The organism is Streptococcus lishijunsis, assembly GCF_047290665.1.
Lineage (GTDB): Bacteria > Bacillota > Bacilli > Lactobacillales > Streptococcaceae > Streptococcus.
In genome coordinates, this window is record NZ_JBLBUC010000015.1 from 21,253 (window position 1) to 40,526 (window position 19,274).

The following is a 19,274-nucleotide window of genomic DNA, read 5'->3' on the forward strand; positions in this document are numbered from 1 at the left end:
TCCATTTGGAGCACCTTGTTTTTATTATTGGATATTGAGTCTGTGAGTGATGATAAAGTGAGTGATGATATAGGAAATGACGCTCCACACAAGACTATAGATAATGGAAAAGATAACGTACGGCATCGAGAACGCATCTTCCAAAGAGAAGATAGAAGAGATGAACGTTCCTATGAAGCCTGATATGATACTGATAGCGATATAAGCTAGAAAGGCCATTAGGATACGATTATTTTGAAAGAGTTGTCCGATAGCCATAGCCATATAGAAGCTGATACTTGATGAGACGATGCTGACTAAAAGTGATATTAAAACAGCATAGGTCTCTTGGTAGCTAAAGATATTGCTGGCTTGTGGTAACACCGCTAACATATTGCTTAGTCCTATTGTTGGTAGAAACAGTAAGACAAGAGCGATAACGAGGACCAGACCATTGATGAGTTGTAAACAAATAGCGCTGAGCCATTTACTTAGGATAATCTGGTGGGTAGATACAGGTAGTGTCAATGTTAGATAGCCCTCACGTCCAAAAATATTGGTGTAAAAGCGGCGGATGATAATGACCAAAGTCGCAATTAAGGAAGAGGCTATCAAAAGTCCTAAGCAAAGACTTAACAAGCCAAAGAGAAGGGCTTGCCAATCTGATATACCACTAGTAGATATGGAAATATCACTAGTGACACTGTTTAAGTTGATAGGGTAAAGACGACCGTTGATACCTCCTAAAACAGCTGATAAAGCTAGCAGTGCCACGTTGATGACGAGATACCACTTGCCAATGGATTTGAATTCATATTTTACTAATTTACCAAACATAATCGTCTCCTAAGCTTTAAAAGTCTCCCTAAAGAGATGGTCGATAGAGTTACCATATTCTTGACGTAGGTCATCGGTATTGCCTTCTAAGACTATTTTGCCTTCTTTTAAGAAGACCACCTGATCTAAAATAGGCTCAATATCTGTAATCAGATGGGTAGAGATAATGACCGACGCCTCTTCAGAGTAGTTGCTAATAATGGTTTTTAAGATGTAGTCTCGAGCAGCAGGATCAACCCCTCCAATAGGCTCATCAAGGACGTAAAGACGAGCTTTTCGGCTCATGACCAAGATAAGTTGTATCTTTTCTTTATTGCCTTTTGAGAGATTTTTCAAGCGTTCATTGACATCAAGTGAGAGCTCTTGGCAGAGTTTTTCGGCTCGACTCCGTTCAAAATCTTCGTAAAAGTCTTCAAAAAGAGTCAGGGCATCCTTGATTTTCATGTCTTCGTGTAGATAGCTTGTATCAGGCAAGTAGGACACTATTTTTTTAGTTTCAACAGAGGGTTTATAGCCATCGATGACTAGTTCTCCCTTGGTAGGTTTTAAAAGTCCATTCATCAGTTTGATGAGCGTTGTCTTACCACTACCATTTGGTCCCAAAAGGCCAATAATTTTGCCACTTGGGATATTGAGAGTCACATCATCTAAGGCAAGATGATGTCCGTATGTTTTAGTGAGTCGGTGTATTTGTACAATATCAGTCATCCTAATTACTCTCCTTAATATAGTTTTCTAGTGTGGGGATAATCTCTTCCTTTGAAAAACCCATCTGGCTCATTTTCGTGACAAATTGGTCTAGCTCTTGACTGGCTACTTCCTTACGAAGCTTTGCGATAAGGAGTTTATCTTCCGTTACAAAGCGTCCAGATGTTCGTTTCGAATAAACCAATCCGTCACGCTCAAGCTCACTAAAGGCACGTTGCATGGTGTTGGGATTGACACCAGCTTCTTGGGCATAATCACGCACCGTAGGGAGCTGTTCTCCACTTTTTATGTCTTGCGATACAATTTTGAGTTTGATGTGTTGAGCAATTTGCGCGTATATTGGCAACTTGTCATCAAAAGTCCACGTCATACTAGCTCCTCTCTAAGCCATTATTATAGACTTAATCGTTGTTTTGTTACACTTTAATAATACAACAAAATAAAAGATAAGTCAAGACTTTTCCGTTGTCTTTGATAGCTAATCTTTAGTGTTTTACGGATGAGAGGATTTTAGTGTATAATAGACTAAATGTTGTAAGAACAAGAAGGTAAAAGAGGTAGGCTATGTTTGCACAATTAAATACCAAAACTGTCTATTCTTTCATGGATAGTGTGATTGACTTGGATGGTTATATCGACAAGGCAAAGCAGTTGGGCTATAAGACTGTGGGTATCATGGACAAGCACAATATGTATGCCGCTTATCATTTTATCCAAAAAGCACAAAAGGCTGGCTTGCAGCCTGTGGTTGGTCTAGAGATCGAGGTGCGAATAAACGAAAAAGATATAACGTGTTTTTTAGTGGCTAAGGATAGCATTGGTTACAGAGAGCTCATGAAATTATCGACTAAGTTATTAAGCGAGGGTGTTAGCCACAAAGATCTGGAAGGTCATGAGGCCCATTTAGCGATTATCATACCTTATCAAGAGGAGTTGTCTCAGTTAGAATTGACGTTTTCGTTTTTGTGGGGGCTTACACCTGAGTCTTCGTCTCCAAGGGATAATAGAGAATCCATTGCACTGGCTTGTGCACGTTATTTTGAGCCTAGAGATATCGAGACACTTCATGTATTACGTGCTATTCGTGATAATACCTCTCTGAGAGATACCCCTGTGATTGAAGAACAGGCACAGCTCATGTCTGAGTCGTATATGTCTGAGCAATTTCTACAAAGACATCCTGAGGCGCTAGCGGGTTTAGAGGCCTTGGTAGCTGGTATTCATTATCAGTTTGATACGGACTTAAAATTACCGCGTTTCAATCGAGATCGCCCTGCGGTAGAGGAGTTGCGTGAGTTGACAACTCTTGGTTTACAGGAAAAAGGTCTGTGGATTTCTTCTTATCAAAAACGATTAGACGAGGAATTATCGGTTATTCACCAGATGGGTTTTGATGATTATTTTTTAATCGTATGGGATTTATTGCGCTTTGGACGTAGTCGTGGCTATTATATGGGGATGGGACGTGGTTCTGCAGCGGGCAGTCTTGTAGCATTTGCGCTAGATATTACAGGGATTGATCCTGTGGCAAATCAGTTGCTATTTGAGCGTTTTTTAAACCGTGAGCGTTTTAGTATGCCAGATATTGATATTGATTTACCAGATATTTACCGCAGTGAGTTTTTACGTTATGTCGCAGACCGCTACGGTTCAAGGCATACAGCGCAGATTGTTACTTTTTCGACTTTTGGAGCTAAGCAAGCCATCCGAGATGTGTTTAAGCGTTTTGGGACACCTGAGTACGAGTTGACAGCTATGACCAAGAAAATATCATTTCGAGATAGCTTGAGTAGTGTCTATGACAAAAATATCGCTTTTAGACAACTAATCACTAGCCGACCAGAATACCAAAAAGCTTTTGACATTGCTAAACGTATCGAAGGTAATCCACGACAAACGTCTATCCATGCGGCTGGTGTGGTTATGAGCGATGACGACCTTACCAATCATATTCCTTTAAAAAGTGGAGAGGAGATGATGATTACGCAATATGATGCCCATGCCATCGAAGCTAATGGCCTGCTTAAGATGGACTTTTTGGGGCTGCGTAATCTGACCTTTGTCCAAAAGATGAAGGAAAAAGTGGCTGAAGATTATGGTGTTTCGATTGATATTAAAGCTATTGATTTGGAAGATGAAAAGACGCTAGCCTTATTTGCAAAGGGACGCACTAAAGGGATTTTTCAGTTTGAACAAACAGGAGCCATCAATCTGTTAAAACGGATTAAGCCCCATCGTTTTGAAGATGTGGTTGCCACAACCAGTCTTAATCGCCCAGGTGCAAGTGATTATAGCGAGAATTTTATTAGGCGTCGTTTTGGGCAGGAAAAAATAGATTATCTGGACCCTAGTCTAAAGACGATTTTGGAGCCAACCTATGGAATCATGCTTTATCAGGAGCAAGTCATGCAAATCGCGCAAGTCTATGCAGGCTTTACTTTGGGAAAAGCCGATTTGCTAAGGCGAGCCATGTCTAAAAAAGATGCCGCTGATATGCAAAAGATGGCCAGCGCTTTTATAGAAGGTGCTATGAAAAAAGGACATGACAAAGTTGCTGCTGGTATTATCTTTGAACGTATGGCAAAATTTGCGGGCTATGGGTTTAACCGCAGTCATGCCTACGCCTACTCGGCACTTGCCTTTCAGCTAGCTTATTTTAAAGCTCACTATCCCGATGTTTTTTACAGTATCATGCTGAACTACTCTAGTCAGGATTACATCACAGATGCTATTGAAGCAGGTTATAGCCTTGCTTCCTTATCTATCAATACGATCCCTTATGGTGATAAAATTGCTGATGGAAAGATCCATCTAGGTCTATCACACATCAAGCATTTGCCTCGTGAGTTAGCTTATTGGATCATTGAGAATCGTCCGTTTGAGAGTGTAGAGGATTTCCTAACACGACTTCCCGAGCCTTATCAAAAACAGGCCTTTCTTGAACCACTGATTCAGATAGGTTTGTTTGATTTATTTGAGCCTAATCGTCAGAAAATCCTGGATAACCTTGATCATTTATTGGTTTTTGTGAATGAATTGGGGAGTTTATTTGCAGAGTCTTCTTATCAATGGCAGGAAAGTGCTGATTATACACCAGCTCAAAAGTATGATTTAGAAAAGGCAATTTTAGGTGTAGGGATTAGCCCACATCCTCTGAGTGTTTTGGCTAGTCGTTCGACACGTCCTTTTAGCTGGATTTCTGATTTAGTGGCTAACCAACGCGCTAGTATTTTAGTGCAAGTTGAGCGTATCCGAATCATCAGAACCAAAACAAAGGGTGAGCAGATGGCATTTTTACAAGTGACAGATACCCACAAGCGTTTTGATGTCACTGTTTTCCCAGAGACGTATGCAACTGTTAAAGATGCTTTAAAAGAAGATGCCTACTATTATTTAACAGGAAAAATAAATGAACGTGAAGGCCAACTTCAAATGATTTTAGAGCAGCTTCAAGAAGTCAGTACGGAGCGTTGTTGGTTATTGGTTGCTAATCATGAACACGATTTAGCAATTTCAGAGATTTTGAAAAAATATCCTGGAAGCCTTCCTGTCATTTTACATTACCAAGAAAGTAAGGAGACCATTCAAAGTCAGCATGACTTCGTAGAAAAAAGCGTTTTCCTTGAAGAGGACTTGAAAAAATTTGTCTTGAAAACGGTTTTTCAGTAAATTTTTTGATATAAACTAACATATTTTGGTCAGCTTGTGATATAATAAACACGTTAAATTAGTAAAAGGAGTATCAAGCAAATGAAACGTATTGCTGTATTAACCAGTGGTGGCGACGCCCCTGGGATGAACGCTGCCATTCGTGCTGTTGTTCGTAAGGCAATTTCTGAAGGGATGGAAGTCTATGGTATCAACCGCGGCTATGCTGGTATGGTTGATGGCGACATTTTTCCTTTAGATTCTCGCAGTGTGTCAAACACCTTATCACACGGTGGAACATTTTTGCGTTCAGCACGCTATCCAGAATTTGCTCAGTTAGAAGGTCAATTGGCTGGTATTGAGCAATTGAAAAAACATGGCATTGAAGGCGTTGTTGTTATCGGTGGTGATGGTTCTTATCATGGCGCTATGCGTTTGACAGAACACGGTTTCCCAGCTGTTGGTCTTCCTGGGACAATCGATAATGATATTGTAGGAACAGACTATACTATCGGATTTGATACAGCTGTGCAAACAGCAACGGAAGCCTTGGATAAAATCCGCGACACTTCTGCCAGTCACCATCGTACCTTCGTTGTTGAGGTTATGGGACGTAATGCAGGTGATATTGCTCTTTGGTCAGGCATTGCTGCAGGAGCAGATCAAATCATCATTCCAGAAGAACCATTTGATATTGATGCCGTTGTAGCCAATGTCCGTGATGGTTATGAAAATAAAGGAAAATCACATCACCTTATCGTCCTTGCTGAAGGTGTGATGAGCGGTGATGAATTTGCTGCTAAAATGAAAGAAGCTGGCGACACAAGTGATCTTCGTGTTACCAATTTAGGGCATCTCTTGCGTGGTGGAGCACCAACTGCACGTGACCGTGTCTTGGCGTCTTGGATGGGTGCTCATGCAGTTGAGCTACTTAAAGCTGGTCGTGGTGGTCTTGCTGTTGGTATTCACAATGATGAGCTAGTTGAGAGCCCAATTCTTGGTACTAAAGAAGAAGGTGCTTTGTTTAGCTTAGTAGATGGCAAGATTGTGGTCAATAATCCACATAAAGCTCGCTTGGATTTTGCGCAACTTAATCGTGATTTGGCGCATTATAGCAATCGAGTATCTAAATAATAGTGTAATGATGCCTTTTGAGGCAAAAATATAGAGGGAGTTTCATATTTATCATGAATAAACGTGTAAAAATTGTTGCAACACTTGGTCCTGCGGTAGAACTTCGCGGTGGTAAAAAATTCGGTGAAGATGGCTATTGGGGAGAAAAACTAGATGTTGAAGCATCTGCACAAAATATCGCCAAATTGATTGAAGCTGGCGCAAACACTTTCCGTTTCAACTTCTCACATGGTGACCATGCAGAGCAAGGTGAGCGTATGGCAACTGTACGTCGTGCAGAAGAAATCGCTGGTCAACGTGTTGGTTTCTTGCTTGATACTAAAGGTCCTGAAATGCGTACAGAGTTGTTTGAAGGCGATGCTAAAGAGTATGCTTACCTTACAGGCGATAAACTTCGTGTCGCAACAAAACAAGGGATTAAATCAACTAAAGACATTATCGCTCTTAACGTAGCTGGTGGTCTTGATATCTTTGATGATGTTGCTGTTGGTCAAACAATCCTTATCGACGATGGTAAACTTGGTTTGACTGTTATTGCTAAAGATGATGCTACTCGTGAATTTGAAGTAGAAGTACAAAACGATGGTATCATTGCTAAACAAAAAGGTGTTAACATCCCTAACACTAAAATCCCATTCCCAGCTCTTGCAGAGCGTGATAATGCTGATATCCGTTTTGGTCTTGAACAAGGCATCAACTTCATCGCTATTTCATTTGTTCGTACGGCTAAAGATGTCAATGAAGTACGTGCTATCTGTGAAGAAACAGGTAATGGTCATGTGAAATTGTTTGCCAAAATCGAAAACCAACAAGGTATTGATAACCTTGATGAAATCATCGAAGCAGCTGACGGTATCATGATTGCTCGTGGTGACATGGGTATCGAAGTGCCATTTGAGATGGTTCCAGTTTACCAAAAAATCATCATCGACAAAGTCAATGCTGCTGGTAAAGTTGTTATCACAGCAACAAACATGCTTGAAACAATGACTGAAAAACCACGTGCGACACGTTCAGAAGTATCAGACGTCTTTAACGCTGTTATTGATGGTACAGATGCTACAATGCTTTCAGGTGAGTCTGCAAACGGTAAATACCCACTTGAATCTGTAACAGCTATGTCAACAATTGTGACAAATGCACAAACACTCTTGAACGAATACGGTCGTTTAGATTCATCTAAATTTGCCCGTACGTCTAAGACAGAAGTGATTGCGTCTGCTGTTAAAGATGCGTGTCACTCAATGAACATCAAATTAGTCGTTACTGTGACTGAAACAGGCTTCTCTGCACGTGCGATCTCTAAATACCGTCCAGATGCAGACATCTTGGCTGTGACATTCACTGAAAAAGTTCAAAAATCATTGATGTTGAACTGGGGTGTGATTCCAGTTGTTACTGAAAAACCACAATCTACTGATGATATGTTTGAATTGGCAGAACGTGAAGCTGTAAAAGCTGGTCTTGTCAAATCAGGTGATAACATTGTTATCGTAGCTGGTGTACCAGTAGGTGTATCTGGTTCTACAAATACGATGCGTGTACGTACTGTCCAATAAGAGAGTGTGAAAAGGCTAGCTTAGCTAGTCTTTTTCTCATGTTTTCAGAAAAAAGATTTCAATCTTTTCTAATGTTCTATATTGCTCAGCTCAGAACTTCATGGTATAATATAGAAGAAGTGGAGAAAAACATGGTAAAAAGAGATTTTATCCGTAATATTATATTAGCCGTCATTGCCGTTTTAGCGATTTTTTTATTGCATCGCTTTGTCTTTTCGACGTTTAAAGTGCATGATGACGCTGCCAATACTTATCTTAATTCAGGAGATATTGTATTGGTTAATAAAAATAAAGACCCTCAGTATAAAGATTTCATCGTTTATGAAGAAGATGGCATTTATTACATTAGTCGTATCATTGGGATGCCTGGTGAGCAAGTAACGGTTATGGATGATATTCTCTATATCAACAATCTTCATCAAGAAGAGCCTTACATTGAAGCGATTAAAGCTAAGTATCAATCTACAAATGATAATCAGATTGCCTTTACTTCTGATTTTTCTGTAAGTAGTTTGACTAATGGGAAAGAGGAGACGATTCCTAAAGATCGCTATCTTGTCCTAAATGATAACCGTCAGAATACCAACGACAGTCGTCGTTTTGGTTTGATAAACAAAAAGCAAATCAAGGGTGTGATTAGTTTCAAGTTGTATCCATTTAGTGAGTTTGGATTTACCCAAACAGAATAATCAAAAAGAGCTAGTTTGACTAGCTCTTTTTTTGACAAATATAAGCTAAACTGAACTAGACCAATCTTTTTCTTGACAAGAAAAATCATTAGGGATATACTATTATTATTGTTAATAGTGAGATGAAATCGAACTAGACCAATTTTATATTAGAAAAAGGAGAGATGAGTGTTAGACTCATCAATATAAGATATGTGTGGTATTGTTGGTGTTGTTGGAAATGAAAATGCAACCGATATTTTGCTTCAAGGTTTGGAAAAACTAGAATATCGCGGTTATGATTCGGCAGGTATTTTTGTGTGTGATGGCGAAAAGTCTGAGTTAGTCAAGTCCGTTGGACGTATTGCTGATTTGGAAGCAAAAGTGTCTAACTTAAACGTTAGCGGAACTGCTGGTATCGGACACACACGCTGGGCGACACATGGAAAGCCAACGACAGATAATGCTCATCCACATCGTTCAGAGACAGGACGCTTTGTTCTGGTGCATAATGGTGTGATTGAAAACTACCTAGAGATTAAAGAAAATTATCTATCTGGTCACCATCTTAGCGGTGAAACAGATACTGAAATTGCTGTTCATCTGATTGGAAAATTTGTCGAAGAAGATGGTCTAGCTGTCTTTGAAGCTTTTCAAAAAGCGCTTCATATTATCGAGGGTTCTTATGCCTTTGCTCTGATGGATACTGAGCAGCCAGAGCTTATCTATGTCGCTAAAAATAAATCTCCTTTGCTTATTGGGCTAGGTGACGGCTACAATATGGTCTGTTCAGATGCTATGGCTATGATTCGTGAAACCAATCAGTTTATGGAGATTCACGACAAAGAGCTTGTCTTACTCAGTAAGGACAAGGCTGTTGTTCAAGATTATGATGGGCATGTGATTGAGCGTGAAAGCTATACTGCAGAGCTTGACTTGTCAGATATTGGTAAAGGGACTTACCCATTTTATATGCTAAAAGAAATTGATGAGCAGCCAAGTGTGATGCGCAAATTGATTTCGACTTATGCTAATGATAATGGTGACATGCTTGTTGACCCTAATATTATCAAAGCTGTCCAAGAGGCTGACCGTATCTATATTTTAGCAGCAGGTACTTCTTATAATGCTGGCTTTGCATCAAAAGCTATGTTGGAGACTTTGACAGATACTCCCGTTGAATTAGGTATTGCCTCTGAATGGGGTTATCATATGCCCCTTTTAAGTCAAAAGCCGTTGTTTATCTTGCTCAGTCAATCTGGTGAAACGGCTGATAGTCGTCAAGTGTTAGTCAAGGCTAACGCTATGGGTATTCCAAGCTTGACGATTACAAATGTACCTGGTTCGACCCTCTCACGTGAGGCAACCTATACCATGTTACTTCATGCTGGTCCAGAAATTGCTGTTGCTTCTACAAAAGCTTACACAGCTCAGCTTGCGACCCTTGCTTTTTTAGCCAAAGCAGTCGGTGAAGCTAATGGTAACCAAGCTGCTAAAGCGTTTGATCTAGTTCATGAATTGTCACTAGTGGCTCAATCGATCGAGTCAACTCTGTCTGAAAAGGACATGATTGCTGAAAAAGTTGAAAAACTATTAGCAACAACTCGGAATGCCTTTTATATTGGTCGTGGTTCGGATTATTATGTGACCATGGAAGCTGCCCTTAAATTAAAAGAGATTTCCTATATTCAGTGTGAAGCTTTTGCAGCAGGTGAGCTCAAACACGGCACTATTTCTCTTATAGAAGATGGAACTCCAGTTATTGCCCTCTTATCGTCTGATTCGACTATTGCAGCTCACACGCGCGGTAATATCCAAGAAGTCATTGCTCGTGGTGCTAAAGCTTTGATAATTGTTGAAGAAGGCTTGGAGCGTGAAGGCGATGACATTATTGTCAATAAAGTCCATCCTTTCTTGAGCCCTATCTCTATCGTTATTCCAACGCAGTTAATTGCTTACTATGCGTCTCTACAACGTGGTTTAGACGTTGATAAACCTCGTAATCTTGCTAAAGCCGTTACGGTGGAGTAATCCATTATCATTAAGACAAGGCTTCTTGAAGAGCTTTGTCTTATTTTTGATTTGGTTAAGACACTAATGAAAGGTTAGGATAAGAGAGGCATGAGATATGGACTTTTTAGAATTGGTTAATAACTACTATGGGCGGTTGACGGACCAAGAAAAAGAAATCATTTCCTATTTACAGCAAGATTCACTGGATATGAAAGCATTGACGAGTCAGAAACTAGCTAAAGAGTGTTTTGTGTCACGCGCTAGTATTTTTAGATTATTAAAGAAGCTTGATATCTCTAGCTTTGCAGAGTTAAAATATTTGCTTCAACAGTCTAATATGCCTAAAAAGGCTGAACACGAAACCGATTTTTTATCTGTAACCAGTAGTTTTCATACCTATATTGATCAAATTTTTAAGCAAAAAGCTTTTGCAGATATTGTACAATTATTAGGCCAAGCTTCAGTAATCTATTTATACGGTACAGGTAATGAGCAAAAGTTAGAGGTTGAATATTTTAGACAATTATTTACGTCTATTGGTAAGAAGATTGTCGTGATATTTGATTTTGGGGAATATAATTATGTTAAAAAACAGTTCAAACAAGATGATTTATTGATTTTAGTGTCCTACAAGGGGGAGTCTAGTGAAGGAATTGATATTTTAAAGGATAGTTCCTTTAGGGGGATAAAGCGTCTTGTTTTTACAAGAACGAGTCAAAATACGATGGCACAGTTATCTGATTATCAACTGTATGTTCCAACAGAATCTATCCAGACACCAACTAGTCTGACCTATGAAATTAGTTCAACCTTTTATTTTATTATCGATCAATTATATGTTGATGTTTTGATGTTAGTTAGGGGGTATGCTAGTGACCCTATCTAGTCTTGTCCAAAAACATAAGAAAAAATTGACGCAAACAGATTGGCAACTGTTTGAATCTGTGGTAAACACTCCTCTTGAAACGATGACCATACAACAATTAGCCAAACAAAATCATGTTTCAACAACAACTGTATTTCGATTTTGTCAAAAATTAGGTTTAAGTGGCTTTTCAGAGTTAAAAGCTGTAATAAAAAATGATAGGGTAGAGGTTGTACCTACCCTGAGATTAACACAACACTATCATGACGTTGTTGACTACGTTCAATCTCTTGATTTAACGTCCCTAAAAGAGGCATTAGCATCAACTGAAGCTATTTTTATCTATGCACACAGTGAATTAGAATTACGATTGGCTAAAGAGATGCAACGGATATTTCTACCATTAGAAAAACCTATCTTTATTTTACCCAATGCCTTGGCTTTGAGTTCAGCACGTGATTCCTTAAAGGACCAACTCCTTTGGTTATTTGCTATTGACACGGATAACTTACCCGTATCATGTCATAATCAATCAGCTCTTTATACCGTTTTATTTGGACCGATACATTATCTTCCTATTCTAGTTGATCAGCAGCTGATGATACCAACCTTATCTTCAGGAGATGGTTTATTACCGATGCCTTTGATAACATCTTATATATTGGCTTTGGAGTTACTATATTTAAAAATTCAGTTAGATGTTTGATACGTTTTTACATTTTGAGTCAAATTGTCAAAGAAAAAGACAATATTTCAAAACGATGCAGAGCTATTGCTCTGCGTTGTTTTTATTTTTATAATGAATATGTAAGCGTAAACAAAAAAGATATTGGAGGACATTATGAAGGATTGGTGGCAATCAGAAATCATTTACCAAATCTATCCCAAAAGTTTTAGAGATAGTAATGGTGATGGTATTGGTGATTTAAATGGTATAACAGATTCACTTGATTATTTGACATATCTGGGTATTACCATGATTTGGATTAGTCCTATTTTTAAATCTCCTATGGCAGATAATGGGTATGATATCTCTGATTATTTTGATATAGCTCCAGAATATGGGACTATGGATGATTTTAAGAGGCTATTAGCTGAAGCAAGGAAAAGAGGGATAAAAATAGTACTTGATCTAGTGGTTAATCATACCTCAGATGAGCATAAGTGGTTTCAGAAAGCTTTAAAAGATAAGCATTCTAAGTATCGAGATTATTACATATTCAAAGAATCAAAAGAGTTACCTAATAATTGGCGTTCTGTTTTTGGTGGAAGTGTCTGGGAAAAAGTACCTAATGAAGAGGTTTATTACTATCATACGTTTCACAAGAAGCAGCCAGATCTTAATTGGGAAAATCCCTTGATGCGAGAAGAGATTTATAAAATGGTCAATTGCTGGTTGGATTTGGGGATTTCAGGTTTTCGAGTGGATGCTATAACCTTCATCAAAAAAGATCTTTCTTATAGGGATATCACACCAGATGGCGTTGATGGGCTAGGAAAATGCACACGAGCAAGTCGTAATCAAGCAGGTATTGAGGTGTTTTTAAATGAATTAAAGGAACGTTGTTTTGTACCACATAATGCGGTTACTATAGCTGAAGCACCAGGGGTCGATTATTCTGATTTGGAACAATTTATAGGTGACGATGGTTTTTTCTCGATGATTTTTGATTTTAAAGCAGCTGACTTAGATGTGGCCAGTGGTAGTGAATGGTTTAAAAGAGTCAATTGGACAAAGCGAACTTTGTTTGAGTTATTGAGAACATCACAACGACATATACAGAAGCATGGTTGGGGAGCGCCTTTTATTGAAAATCACGATCAAAATAGAGCGCCTGATAAGTACTTAAAGCAAGACAAAGAAAATAATGAAGCTTTAAAGGCATTAGCATTAGTTTATTTTTACCTTTATGGGACTCCGTTTATTTATCAAGGCCAAGAAATTGGGATGATAAATGCTCATCGTCACTCCATTAGAGAATTTGATGATATATCTTCTGTTGATCAGTATTATAGAGGTATTGCTGAAGGTTTGAGTGCTGAGGAGTCACTTTCGGTTATTAACTATCGTAGTCGTGACAATAGCCGAGTACCTATGCAGTGGGATGATAGCCAGTATGTTGGTTTTTCAACTGTTGAGCCGTGGCTACCTATCTGTGAACAAAGCCCAATACGAAATATTGCAGCTCAATTGGAAGACAAGGATAGTCTATTACAGTTTTATCGAAGTATGATTGCATTAAAAAAAGCGTATCCAGCGTTGATGACAGGAAAAATAAGCTTTTTAGAGACGGATTCGGATGACATCTTTGCTTATCAAAGGTACTTGGATAAAGACTCTTTTAGTGTTATTGTCAATCTATCAGCTAATCGACGTACAATAAGATTAGATATGGAAGGAGAGATATTACTAGATAATTATCAAGGAGAGTGGAGACAGGGTGAGTTAGACTTACCACCTTATCGAGCAGTGTTAATAAAGGAGAAAAAGGATGACAGGACAAAACTATAAGCAAATAGCTAAAGCTATTATTGATATTGTTGGCGTTGATAATATTGTATCAGCGACTCATTGTGCAACTCGTCTTCGCTTAGTTGTCAAAGATAAAAATAGCATTGATACTGAAGCGATAGAAGCTATCGATGAAGTAAAGGGGACCTTTTTTAATAGCGGTCAGTATCAGATTATTCTTGGGACAGGAGTGGTCAATAAGGTATTTACAGAAGTCGAATCATTAGGGGTAAATACTGTTGAAAAAGCGGCTCAAGATGAGTATGTAACAGCTCAAGACAGAGGGTTTAAGCGTTTTATGAGAACACTGGGTGATATATTTGTTCCTATTGTTCCTGTGATTGCTGCTACGGGGCTATTTTTGGGATTAAAAGGAGTTGTCTTTAATGATAATGTGCTTCATTTATTTGGTTTATCCGTAAAACACTATCCTGACTATCTGAATTCGCTGGTATCGGTGTTGACAGATACCGTATTTGCCTTTTTGCCAGCTCTTATTACCATGTCAACATTTAGAGTTTTTAGAGGGACACCGATGATCGGTCTTGTGATTGGCTTAATGTTAGTTGCGCCGCAATTACCAAATGCTTATGCTGTTGCTTCAGGTAGCGAAAAAGCCATTATGGTTTTTGGGGTATTGCCAGTCATGGGGGCTCAGGGGTCAGTTGTCACAGCTATCTTGACAGGAATTATCGGAGCCAAGATGGAGAAAAAACTGCGACAAGTGATGCCTAATTCACTAGATCTTATTATGACACCATTTATCACGATGTTAGGTACTATTGTTGTTGCTTTATTTGTTTTTGCTCCTATTGTGCATTGGTTAGAGACAGGTTTAATTAGCCTGACACAACTGTTGATGAATCTTCCGTTTGGTTTAGGAGGGTTCTTTGTAGGAGCAACTTATCCTTTGGCAGTTATCACAGGTTTGCATCATATGTACGTTGTCATTGAAACCTCTCTATTAGCCAATACAGGTTTTAATCAATTGATTACACTATGTGCTATGTATGGTTTTGCTAATCTAGGATCTTGTCTTGCTTTCTATGTCTCTTCTAAAAACCATAAGGTGAGACAGACTGTTATGGGAGCATTTATGTCTCAGTTATTTGGAGTGAGCGAGCCTGTTTTGTTTGGAATTCATTTACGCTATAACTTGAAATCTCTTTATGTTATGTTGTTATCATCAGGACTTGGATCTGCTATATTATCACTTTTTCATATTCAGTCAAATTCTTACGGTTTAGCGGTATTGCCGTCTTATCTCATGTATATTTATGATAGTTACCAGTTATTGATTTACTTTGTTGTCTCAATCTTTAGTTTTCTATTATGTTTTTCATTGACGAAGCTTTTTGCTATCCCTCAAGCGATTTTAGATGAAGATTAGGGTCAATTGTAAGTGTCTAGAGTTTTGAGAATTGAAAAATCTATCTAAGTTTAATATTTGATAATCAAGAGAACAAGAAATTGTTCTCTTTTTGTTTTTTCTGAATTTTGAAGAAGTTGGTTCGTTTGGTGAAATTTGCGATCTTAATGATATTTATGTTAAAGGTTCATCACTTCCTTTTTGGGTATTTTTAGAACAAGAGTTGGTTTATCTTGGCAATAGAGCTATTGAGTTGCCTTTTATGAGTTTAGAAAAAAGGTAGGACTGCTTATGAGAGTGAAAGAGATATATTGGATTAGAAATAAAGGTTATCGCATTGTAGAGCGCAAGCTTGGATATTCCTTTGGTGCTAAATATTGTGAACGAAGCTGGGAAATTCGTCAATATGAAGAGTTGGGCGAGGATTACGATCTTATCAAAGAAAGCAGAATGCTAGATTCTTATCGTGGTTTGACAAACGATTATGATAAAGATCTGCAAATTCTGCAGCAGTCTGGACAACTCTCTATGAATGTCTCGACATATGAAGCTATGAAATTTGTTGTTGAGAATTGGGATGATGATTGGTCACGATCGCCATACAGTTTAAGTTTTTACAGCTCTAAAGATATTGATTGGGGCTATAAACCAGAAGGCAGTTTGAGAGTTTCAGATCACTGGAATTTTGGGTTTGAAGGTGAGCATTGTCCAACAGCTGAACCAGTTGATGGTTGGGCTGTGTGTCGGTTTGAAAATGGTTTGTATCAGTTGATTAAAAAGTTTTAAAAATCAGGAGGTTAATTAATATGACAAAAGAAGAAGCGATTGGGTTTGTGATGAGCACTCTAGGCAGTTCTAAAGAAGAGGTTGAGTCTTGTTTACGTGAGTTAGAGCGTGCAGAGTTAGTACGCTACGATTCACGAGGTGTTGTCGTTAAGCATAAATGCTTCAAAGTAGTTAACTTTTATACGATTCCAAAGTCTTTGATTTCAGATAGAATTTACGATGTTAGTGCTGAAGCTAAATTAGTTTATGCTGTTTTAATGGATGAGGTTTAAGAATGAATCGTAAAAAAATGATGCGAGTAAGACAAAAGCAAGCTAGAAATATCATCATTGTTGAGGCTATGCGTTTGACAGGCTGGTCTAGAGAACGGGTTATCGAGTCTTTAGGTGAATTAGAAGCTGTTGGTTTGGTTAAGTTTCCATCGAACGGAGGCTTTATGATAAAAGAAAATGCCGAGGTGATTTAAAAATGGCTTACGGAAGAATTTCACTCTCTCAAGCAATCAATAGCGATAATTTCTATCAAATCCCAAAAGTGTTGATTGGAACAAAATATTATAAGCGTTTGAAAGCAGAAGCTAAGTTGTTGTTTAGTTTATTAAGAGATAGAATGTCAGCTTCTGTCGAAAATGCCAGGAAAGGCGATATGCGTTTTGTCGATGATGAAGGTGACGTCTTTATCTACTACACGATTGATGAGCTGACAGAAGATCTTGATTGGGGTAAAGATAAAATTAGAAAACTCAAGAAAGAATTGATAAAGTATGGCTTGCTTGATGAGGTTCGTCAAGGTCTTAATAAAGCTAATCGTCTGTATGTGAAAAATGTAGTTTCTGATATTCGTCTTTTAGATATGGATTTTGAAGAGGCAAAAGCCTTGATATCAGCGGACAGCGTAAAATCCGACTTCCGGACAGCGCAAAATCCGACTTCTGGACAGCGTGAAATGCGCTCTCTTGAAATCGCAAAATGCGCAGTAAGTAAGACTAAAGAGAGTGAGACTAAAAAGAGTAAGACTAAAGAGAGCTTTTTAGAGGAGGAAGAGGAGATAAGGGCTTCTTCTGAAAATAAAGAAAATCAGTCTTATCCAATTTCTCGAAAAATTGAACAAGCTACGAAGTATGACAGAGATTATATCTTTGAGCTTGTGCACTCTCAGTTGCTAGCTGAAAATTATTCAAAGTCTAGCGCTGATTATCTCATGTGTCATTTCGATAAGCGTTACGAGTTGGCTCTCGATAATATGCGCTTTGCTAGATCTGCGGAAGCTATCGCAGATTATGTTTTCAACGGCATCTTGCTCGAATATAACAAAATGGCTAGAAAACAAGCTTAAGGCTGACCTTAGCATGTCTTAAAACTGCTTGCTCTTTGACAATTAAATACAACCTCTATCCAGATCAGGCGCAACTATCGAGATACACAAGCGAGGGTAGAGTGTAGTCGCTGGCTCGATGCCAGTCTCGAGTTGCAAGTCTGCCATTCTTGCGGGGGTTCTCGTATCCTTTCAAACGAGGTCATCAAAATACGGTTCATAATATGACAGCATGGGTGTAAATTAACCTTATTTATCGAGTGGAGATATAACATGGATAAATTAAAATATAGCGCAGACAATGTTGTCTGCATTCGTGATTTGAAACAACTAGGCAGAGAGGGAGGTGCTTTTGCTTATTTAGAAACAGGCGAGTTGATAAAGCTTGAACCAAAATATGGAATAGCTAAAAAACGAGGCTATATCAGAGGTGTGGCAGTAGAGCTAAGGCTTAAATTCGAGTATAAGAAAGTCTATGATGCGATAAAACGAATTGATCGAAATGGTATCTTAATCGCAAGACGACAACGCTTTGGTTCATCAACACGTCTAACTTTGACAGGCAAAGGCTACCATCGTAAAAAGCCTTATGACAAAATGAAATATTAGAAAGACAGGTGATTATAGTGTCTAAAAAACAATTAATCAGTCAGCTAGCCGTATCTAGCTTAGCTCTATCGCTAGCTAGTACGCCTATTTCAGCTGATGAAATCGTTCCAGCTGATACAAGCACAGAAGTGACTGTTCCAAGCGATAGTTCGCAACCAACGATTCCTGAAACACAGCCCACTATCCCAAGCGATAGTCAAGATGTACCAGTAGTGCCAAGCGAGCCTAGTGTGCCATCTCAGCCTATCGTTGTTGACGATAGTGTTAGCCCAGAGTTGCCAACGATTCCTTCGACAGGCGGGGAAACAGCGGAAGTGCCAAGTACTTCTGTTGACCCTGTAGAGTCAGAGGTAACTAACCCAAGCGTTCCTGATGCTTCGAATGTATCAAACAATAACGCTACTAGCCCTAGTCAAGGTCAAGATAGCGCTACAGTCGCACCGTCTGCTCCTGAAATTGGGGCAGTTTCAAGTGTTACAGGTCAAGTCGTACAAGCTGTTACATCAGCTAATCCTGTTGAAACAGCTAGTGGGGCAACAGTTGTTAGTACGCAAGATGGGCAAGTTGTTCTTTCAGATGGTTCACAAGTTGAACCTGAAGAAGTTGGAGGTACACGAAACGCTGATAATACCATCTCTATCCCAACATCAAATGGTGAGATGGCGACGCTTCCTGCAACGGGAGATAAAGCGACAGGTATCTTATCAGCGCTTGGCAGTGGCTTAGTCGCTCTAGGGGCTTGGCTATTCAAGAAAAAGCACATTTAGTATTAAAATACGACCAACATGTCGCTAAACTGTGAAGATATTTTAAAAGGAGATTCCAACAATGGAAAATAAGATTTCAAAATTGCGTAAAGCGCAAGAGCGCACAGTCAAAGGTCATGGGTTCTTCCGTAAGACCAAAACAGCAGGGCTTGCTTGTGGGATTATCTTAGGTACTGCCATTTTTGCAGGTGGCGCATCGGCTGATGAGGTAACTGTTACTACTGACACAACACCAGTTGTCACAACTACAGCTAATCCAGCAACCAACCTTGTCGAAGCGCAAGGTCAAGCGTCTAGTGCATCAACTGAAGTAGCTAGTCAGGCAGGTACTCAAACAGGCGTCTTGACACAAGACGTGACTTCTGATGCGCTTAATACAGCTGTCAGTCAAGCGCAAGATGCTGGTGTTACGGTTAATCAAGAAGCGACAGTATCACACGATACACTAGCCAATGCGCAAGCTGATCTGGCTAGTCAAACGCAAGCCGTAGAAGATGCGACAGCTA

General features: G+C 39.0%; 19 protein-coding genes. 16 read left to right on the forward strand and 3 right to left on the reverse strand.

Features of this window, described 5'->3' with window-relative positions:
* Window positions 1-24: 24 nt before the first annotated feature.
* From ACLN19_RS06760 to ACLN19_RS06770, 3 genes are read right to left on the reverse strand one after another with little or no spacing between them, the layout of a single operon-like run.
* A complete protein-coding gene (locus tag ACLN19_RS06760) occupies window positions 25-816 on the reverse strand; it encodes an ABC transporter permease (protein ID WP_413384633.1) in 792 nt (263 codons plus the stop codon).
* A 9-nt stretch (window positions 817-825) separates the two neighbouring features.
* Window positions 826-1,524, reverse strand: a complete 699-nt coding sequence (locus ACLN19_RS06765) for an ABC transporter ATP-binding protein (protein WP_413384636.1) — start codon at window positions 1,522-1,524, stop codon at window positions 826-828.
* 1 nt (window position 1,525) lies between these two features.
* Window positions 1,526-1,894 (reverse strand): GntR family transcriptional regulator, encoded by a 369-nt coding sequence (locus ACLN19_RS06770; RefSeq protein ID WP_413384638.1) that lies wholly within the window; start codon window positions 1,892-1,894, stop codon window positions 1,526-1,528.
* A gap of 194 nt (window positions 1,895-2,088) precedes the next feature.
* Here ACLN19_RS06770 and ACLN19_RS06775 point away from each other — a divergent pair, with 194 nt between their 5' ends.
* The 16 genes from ACLN19_RS06775 to ACLN19_RS06850 form a co-directional block, all read left to right on the forward strand.
* The gene (locus ACLN19_RS06775; RefSeq protein ID WP_413384641.1) at window positions 2,089-5,193 is read left to right on the forward strand and encodes a DNA polymerase III subunit alpha; all 3,105 of its coding nucleotides are present in this window, start codon (window positions 2,089-2,091) and stop codon (window positions 5,191-5,193) included.
* An 81-nt stretch (window positions 5,194-5,274) separates the two neighbouring features.
* Entirely contained in the window at window positions 5,275-6,306 is a 1,032-nt protein-coding gene (gene pfkA, locus ACLN19_RS06780; RefSeq protein WP_413384643.1) for a 6-phosphofructokinase, read from the forward strand.
* 53 nt (window positions 6,307-6,359) lie between these two features.
* Window positions 6,360-7,865 carry a pyruvate kinase gene (pyk, locus tag ACLN19_RS06785; protein WP_413384645.1) on the forward strand — a complete coding sequence of 502 codons (1,506 nt, stop codon included), beginning with the start codon at window positions 6,360-6,362 and terminating at the stop codon, window positions 7,863-7,865.
* 131 nt (window positions 7,866-7,996) lie between these two features.
* Window positions 7,997-8,554, forward strand: a complete 558-nt coding sequence (gene lepB / locus ACLN19_RS06790) for a signal peptidase I (protein WP_413384647.1) — start codon at window positions 7,997-7,999, stop codon at window positions 8,552-8,554.
* 192 nt (window positions 8,555-8,746) lie between these two features.
* Window positions 8,747-10,564 (forward strand): glutamine--fructose-6-phosphate transaminase (isomerizing), encoded by a 1,818-nt coding sequence (gene glmS / locus ACLN19_RS06795; protein ID WP_413384649.1) that lies wholly within the window; start codon window positions 8,747-8,749, stop codon window positions 10,562-10,564.
* 97 nt (window positions 10,565-10,661) lie between these two features.
* Window positions 10,662-11,432: a MurR/RpiR family transcriptional regulator gene (locus ACLN19_RS06800; RefSeq protein ID WP_413384651.1), complete on the forward strand. Its 771-nt coding sequence runs from the start codon at window positions 10,662-10,664 to the stop codon at window positions 11,430-11,432.
* Window positions 11,413-12,117, forward strand: a complete 705-nt coding sequence (locus ACLN19_RS06805; RefSeq protein WP_413384653.1) for a MurR/RpiR family transcriptional regulator — start codon at window positions 11,413-11,415, stop codon at window positions 12,115-12,117. The genes ACLN19_RS06800 and ACLN19_RS06805 overlap by 20 nt, the downstream gene beginning before the upstream one ends.
* Window positions 12,118-12,252: 135 nt before the next feature.
* Entirely contained in the window at window positions 12,253-13,923 is a 1,671-nt protein-coding gene (locus ACLN19_RS06810; protein WP_413384655.1) for an alpha-glucosidase, read from the forward strand.
* Window positions 13,904-15,313: a PTS transporter subunit EIIC gene (locus ACLN19_RS06815; RefSeq protein WP_413384657.1), complete on the forward strand. Its 1,410-nt coding sequence runs from the start codon at window positions 13,904-13,906 to the stop codon at window positions 15,311-15,313. The genes ACLN19_RS06810 and ACLN19_RS06815 overlap by 20 nt, the downstream gene beginning before the upstream one ends.
* A gap of 270 nt (window positions 15,314-15,583) precedes the next feature.
* Window positions 15,584-16,078 (forward strand): hypothetical protein, encoded by a 495-nt coding sequence (locus tag ACLN19_RS06820; protein ID WP_413384659.1) that lies wholly within the window; start codon window positions 15,584-15,586, stop codon window positions 16,076-16,078.
* 20 nt (window positions 16,079-16,098) lie between these two features.
* A complete protein-coding gene (locus ACLN19_RS06825; RefSeq protein ID WP_413384661.1) occupies window positions 16,099-16,350 on the forward strand; it encodes a hypothetical protein in 252 nt (83 codons plus the stop codon).
* A gap of 2 nt (window positions 16,351-16,352) precedes the next feature.
* Window positions 16,353-16,544 (forward strand): hypothetical protein, encoded by a 192-nt coding sequence (locus ACLN19_RS06830; RefSeq protein ID WP_413384663.1) that lies wholly within the window; start codon window positions 16,353-16,355, stop codon window positions 16,542-16,544.
* Between the two features lie 2 nt (window positions 16,545-16,546).
* Complete coding sequence (locus ACLN19_RS06835) at window positions 16,547-17,413, forward strand: replication initiator protein A (protein ID WP_413384664.1); 867 nt, start codon at window positions 16,547-16,549, stop codon at window positions 17,411-17,413.
* 252 nt (window positions 17,414-17,665) lie between these two features.
* Window positions 17,666-18,001 (forward strand): hypothetical protein, encoded by a 336-nt coding sequence (locus ACLN19_RS06840; protein WP_413384666.1) that lies wholly within the window; start codon window positions 17,666-17,668, stop codon window positions 17,999-18,001.
* A 17-nt stretch (window positions 18,002-18,018) separates the two neighbouring features.
* Window positions 18,019-18,768, forward strand: a complete 750-nt coding sequence (locus ACLN19_RS06845) for an LPXTG cell wall anchor domain-containing protein (RefSeq protein ID WP_413384668.1) — start codon at window positions 18,019-18,021, stop codon at window positions 18,766-18,768.
* A 61-nt stretch (window positions 18,769-18,829) separates the two neighbouring features.
* The coding region (locus ACLN19_RS06850; protein WP_413384669.1) for a putative cross-wall-targeting lipoprotein signal domain-containing protein at window positions 18,830-19,274 on the forward strand (445 nt) is incomplete at its 3' end.

Excerpts from the sequence above, each read along its gene's own strand:
- ACLN19_RS06760 (WP_413384633.1), bottom strand. The coding sequence starts at position 816 with ATGTTTGGTAAATTAGTAAAATATGAATTCAAATCCATTGGCAAGTGG.
- ACLN19_RS06765 (WP_413384636.1), bottom strand. The coding sequence starts at position 1,524 with ATGACTGATATTGTACAAATACACCGACTCACTAAAACATACGGACAT.
- ACLN19_RS06770 (WP_413384638.1), bottom strand. The coding sequence starts at position 1,894 with ATGACGTGGACTTTTGATGACAAGTTGCCAATATACGCGCAAATTGCT.
- ACLN19_RS06775 (WP_413384641.1), top strand. The coding sequence starts at position 2,089 with ATGTTTGCACAATTAAATACCAAAACTGTCTATTCTTTCATGGATAGT.
- pfkA (WP_413384643.1), top strand. The coding sequence starts at position 5,275 with ATGAAACGTATTGCTGTATTAACCAGTGGTGGCGACGCCCCTGGGATG.
- pyk (WP_413384645.1), top strand. The coding sequence starts at position 6,360 with ATGAATAAACGTGTAAAAATTGTTGCAACACTTGGTCCTGCGGTAGAA.
- lepB (WP_413384647.1), top strand. The coding sequence starts at position 7,997 with ATGGTAAAAAGAGATTTTATCCGTAATATTATATTAGCCGTCATTGCC.
- glmS (WP_413384649.1), top strand. The coding sequence starts at position 8,747 with ATGTGTGGTATTGTTGGTGTTGTTGGAAATGAAAATGCAACCGATATT.
- ACLN19_RS06800 (WP_413384651.1), top strand. The coding sequence starts at position 10,662 with ATGGACTTTTTAGAATTGGTTAATAACTACTATGGGCGGTTGACGGAC.
- ACLN19_RS06805 (WP_413384653.1), top strand. The coding sequence starts at position 11,413 with ATGCTAGTGACCCTATCTAGTCTTGTCCAAAAACATAAGAAAAAATTG.
- ACLN19_RS06810 (WP_413384655.1), top strand. The coding sequence starts at position 12,253 with ATGAAGGATTGGTGGCAATCAGAAATCATTTACCAAATCTATCCCAAA.
- ACLN19_RS06815 (WP_413384657.1), top strand. The coding sequence starts at position 13,904 with ATGACAGGACAAAACTATAAGCAAATAGCTAAAGCTATTATTGATATT.
- ACLN19_RS06820 (WP_413384659.1), top strand. The coding sequence starts at position 15,584 with ATGAGAGTGAAAGAGATATATTGGATTAGAAATAAAGGTTATCGCATT.
- ACLN19_RS06825 (WP_413384661.1), top strand. The coding sequence starts at position 16,099 with ATGACAAAAGAAGAAGCGATTGGGTTTGTGATGAGCACTCTAGGCAGT.
- ACLN19_RS06830 (WP_413384663.1), top strand. The coding sequence starts at position 16,353 with ATGAATCGTAAAAAAATGATGCGAGTAAGACAAAAGCAAGCTAGAAAT.
- ACLN19_RS06835 (WP_413384664.1), top strand. The coding sequence starts at position 16,547 with ATGGCTTACGGAAGAATTTCACTCTCTCAAGCAATCAATAGCGATAAT.
- ACLN19_RS06840 (WP_413384666.1), top strand. The coding sequence starts at position 17,666 with ATGGATAAATTAAAATATAGCGCAGACAATGTTGTCTGCATTCGTGAT.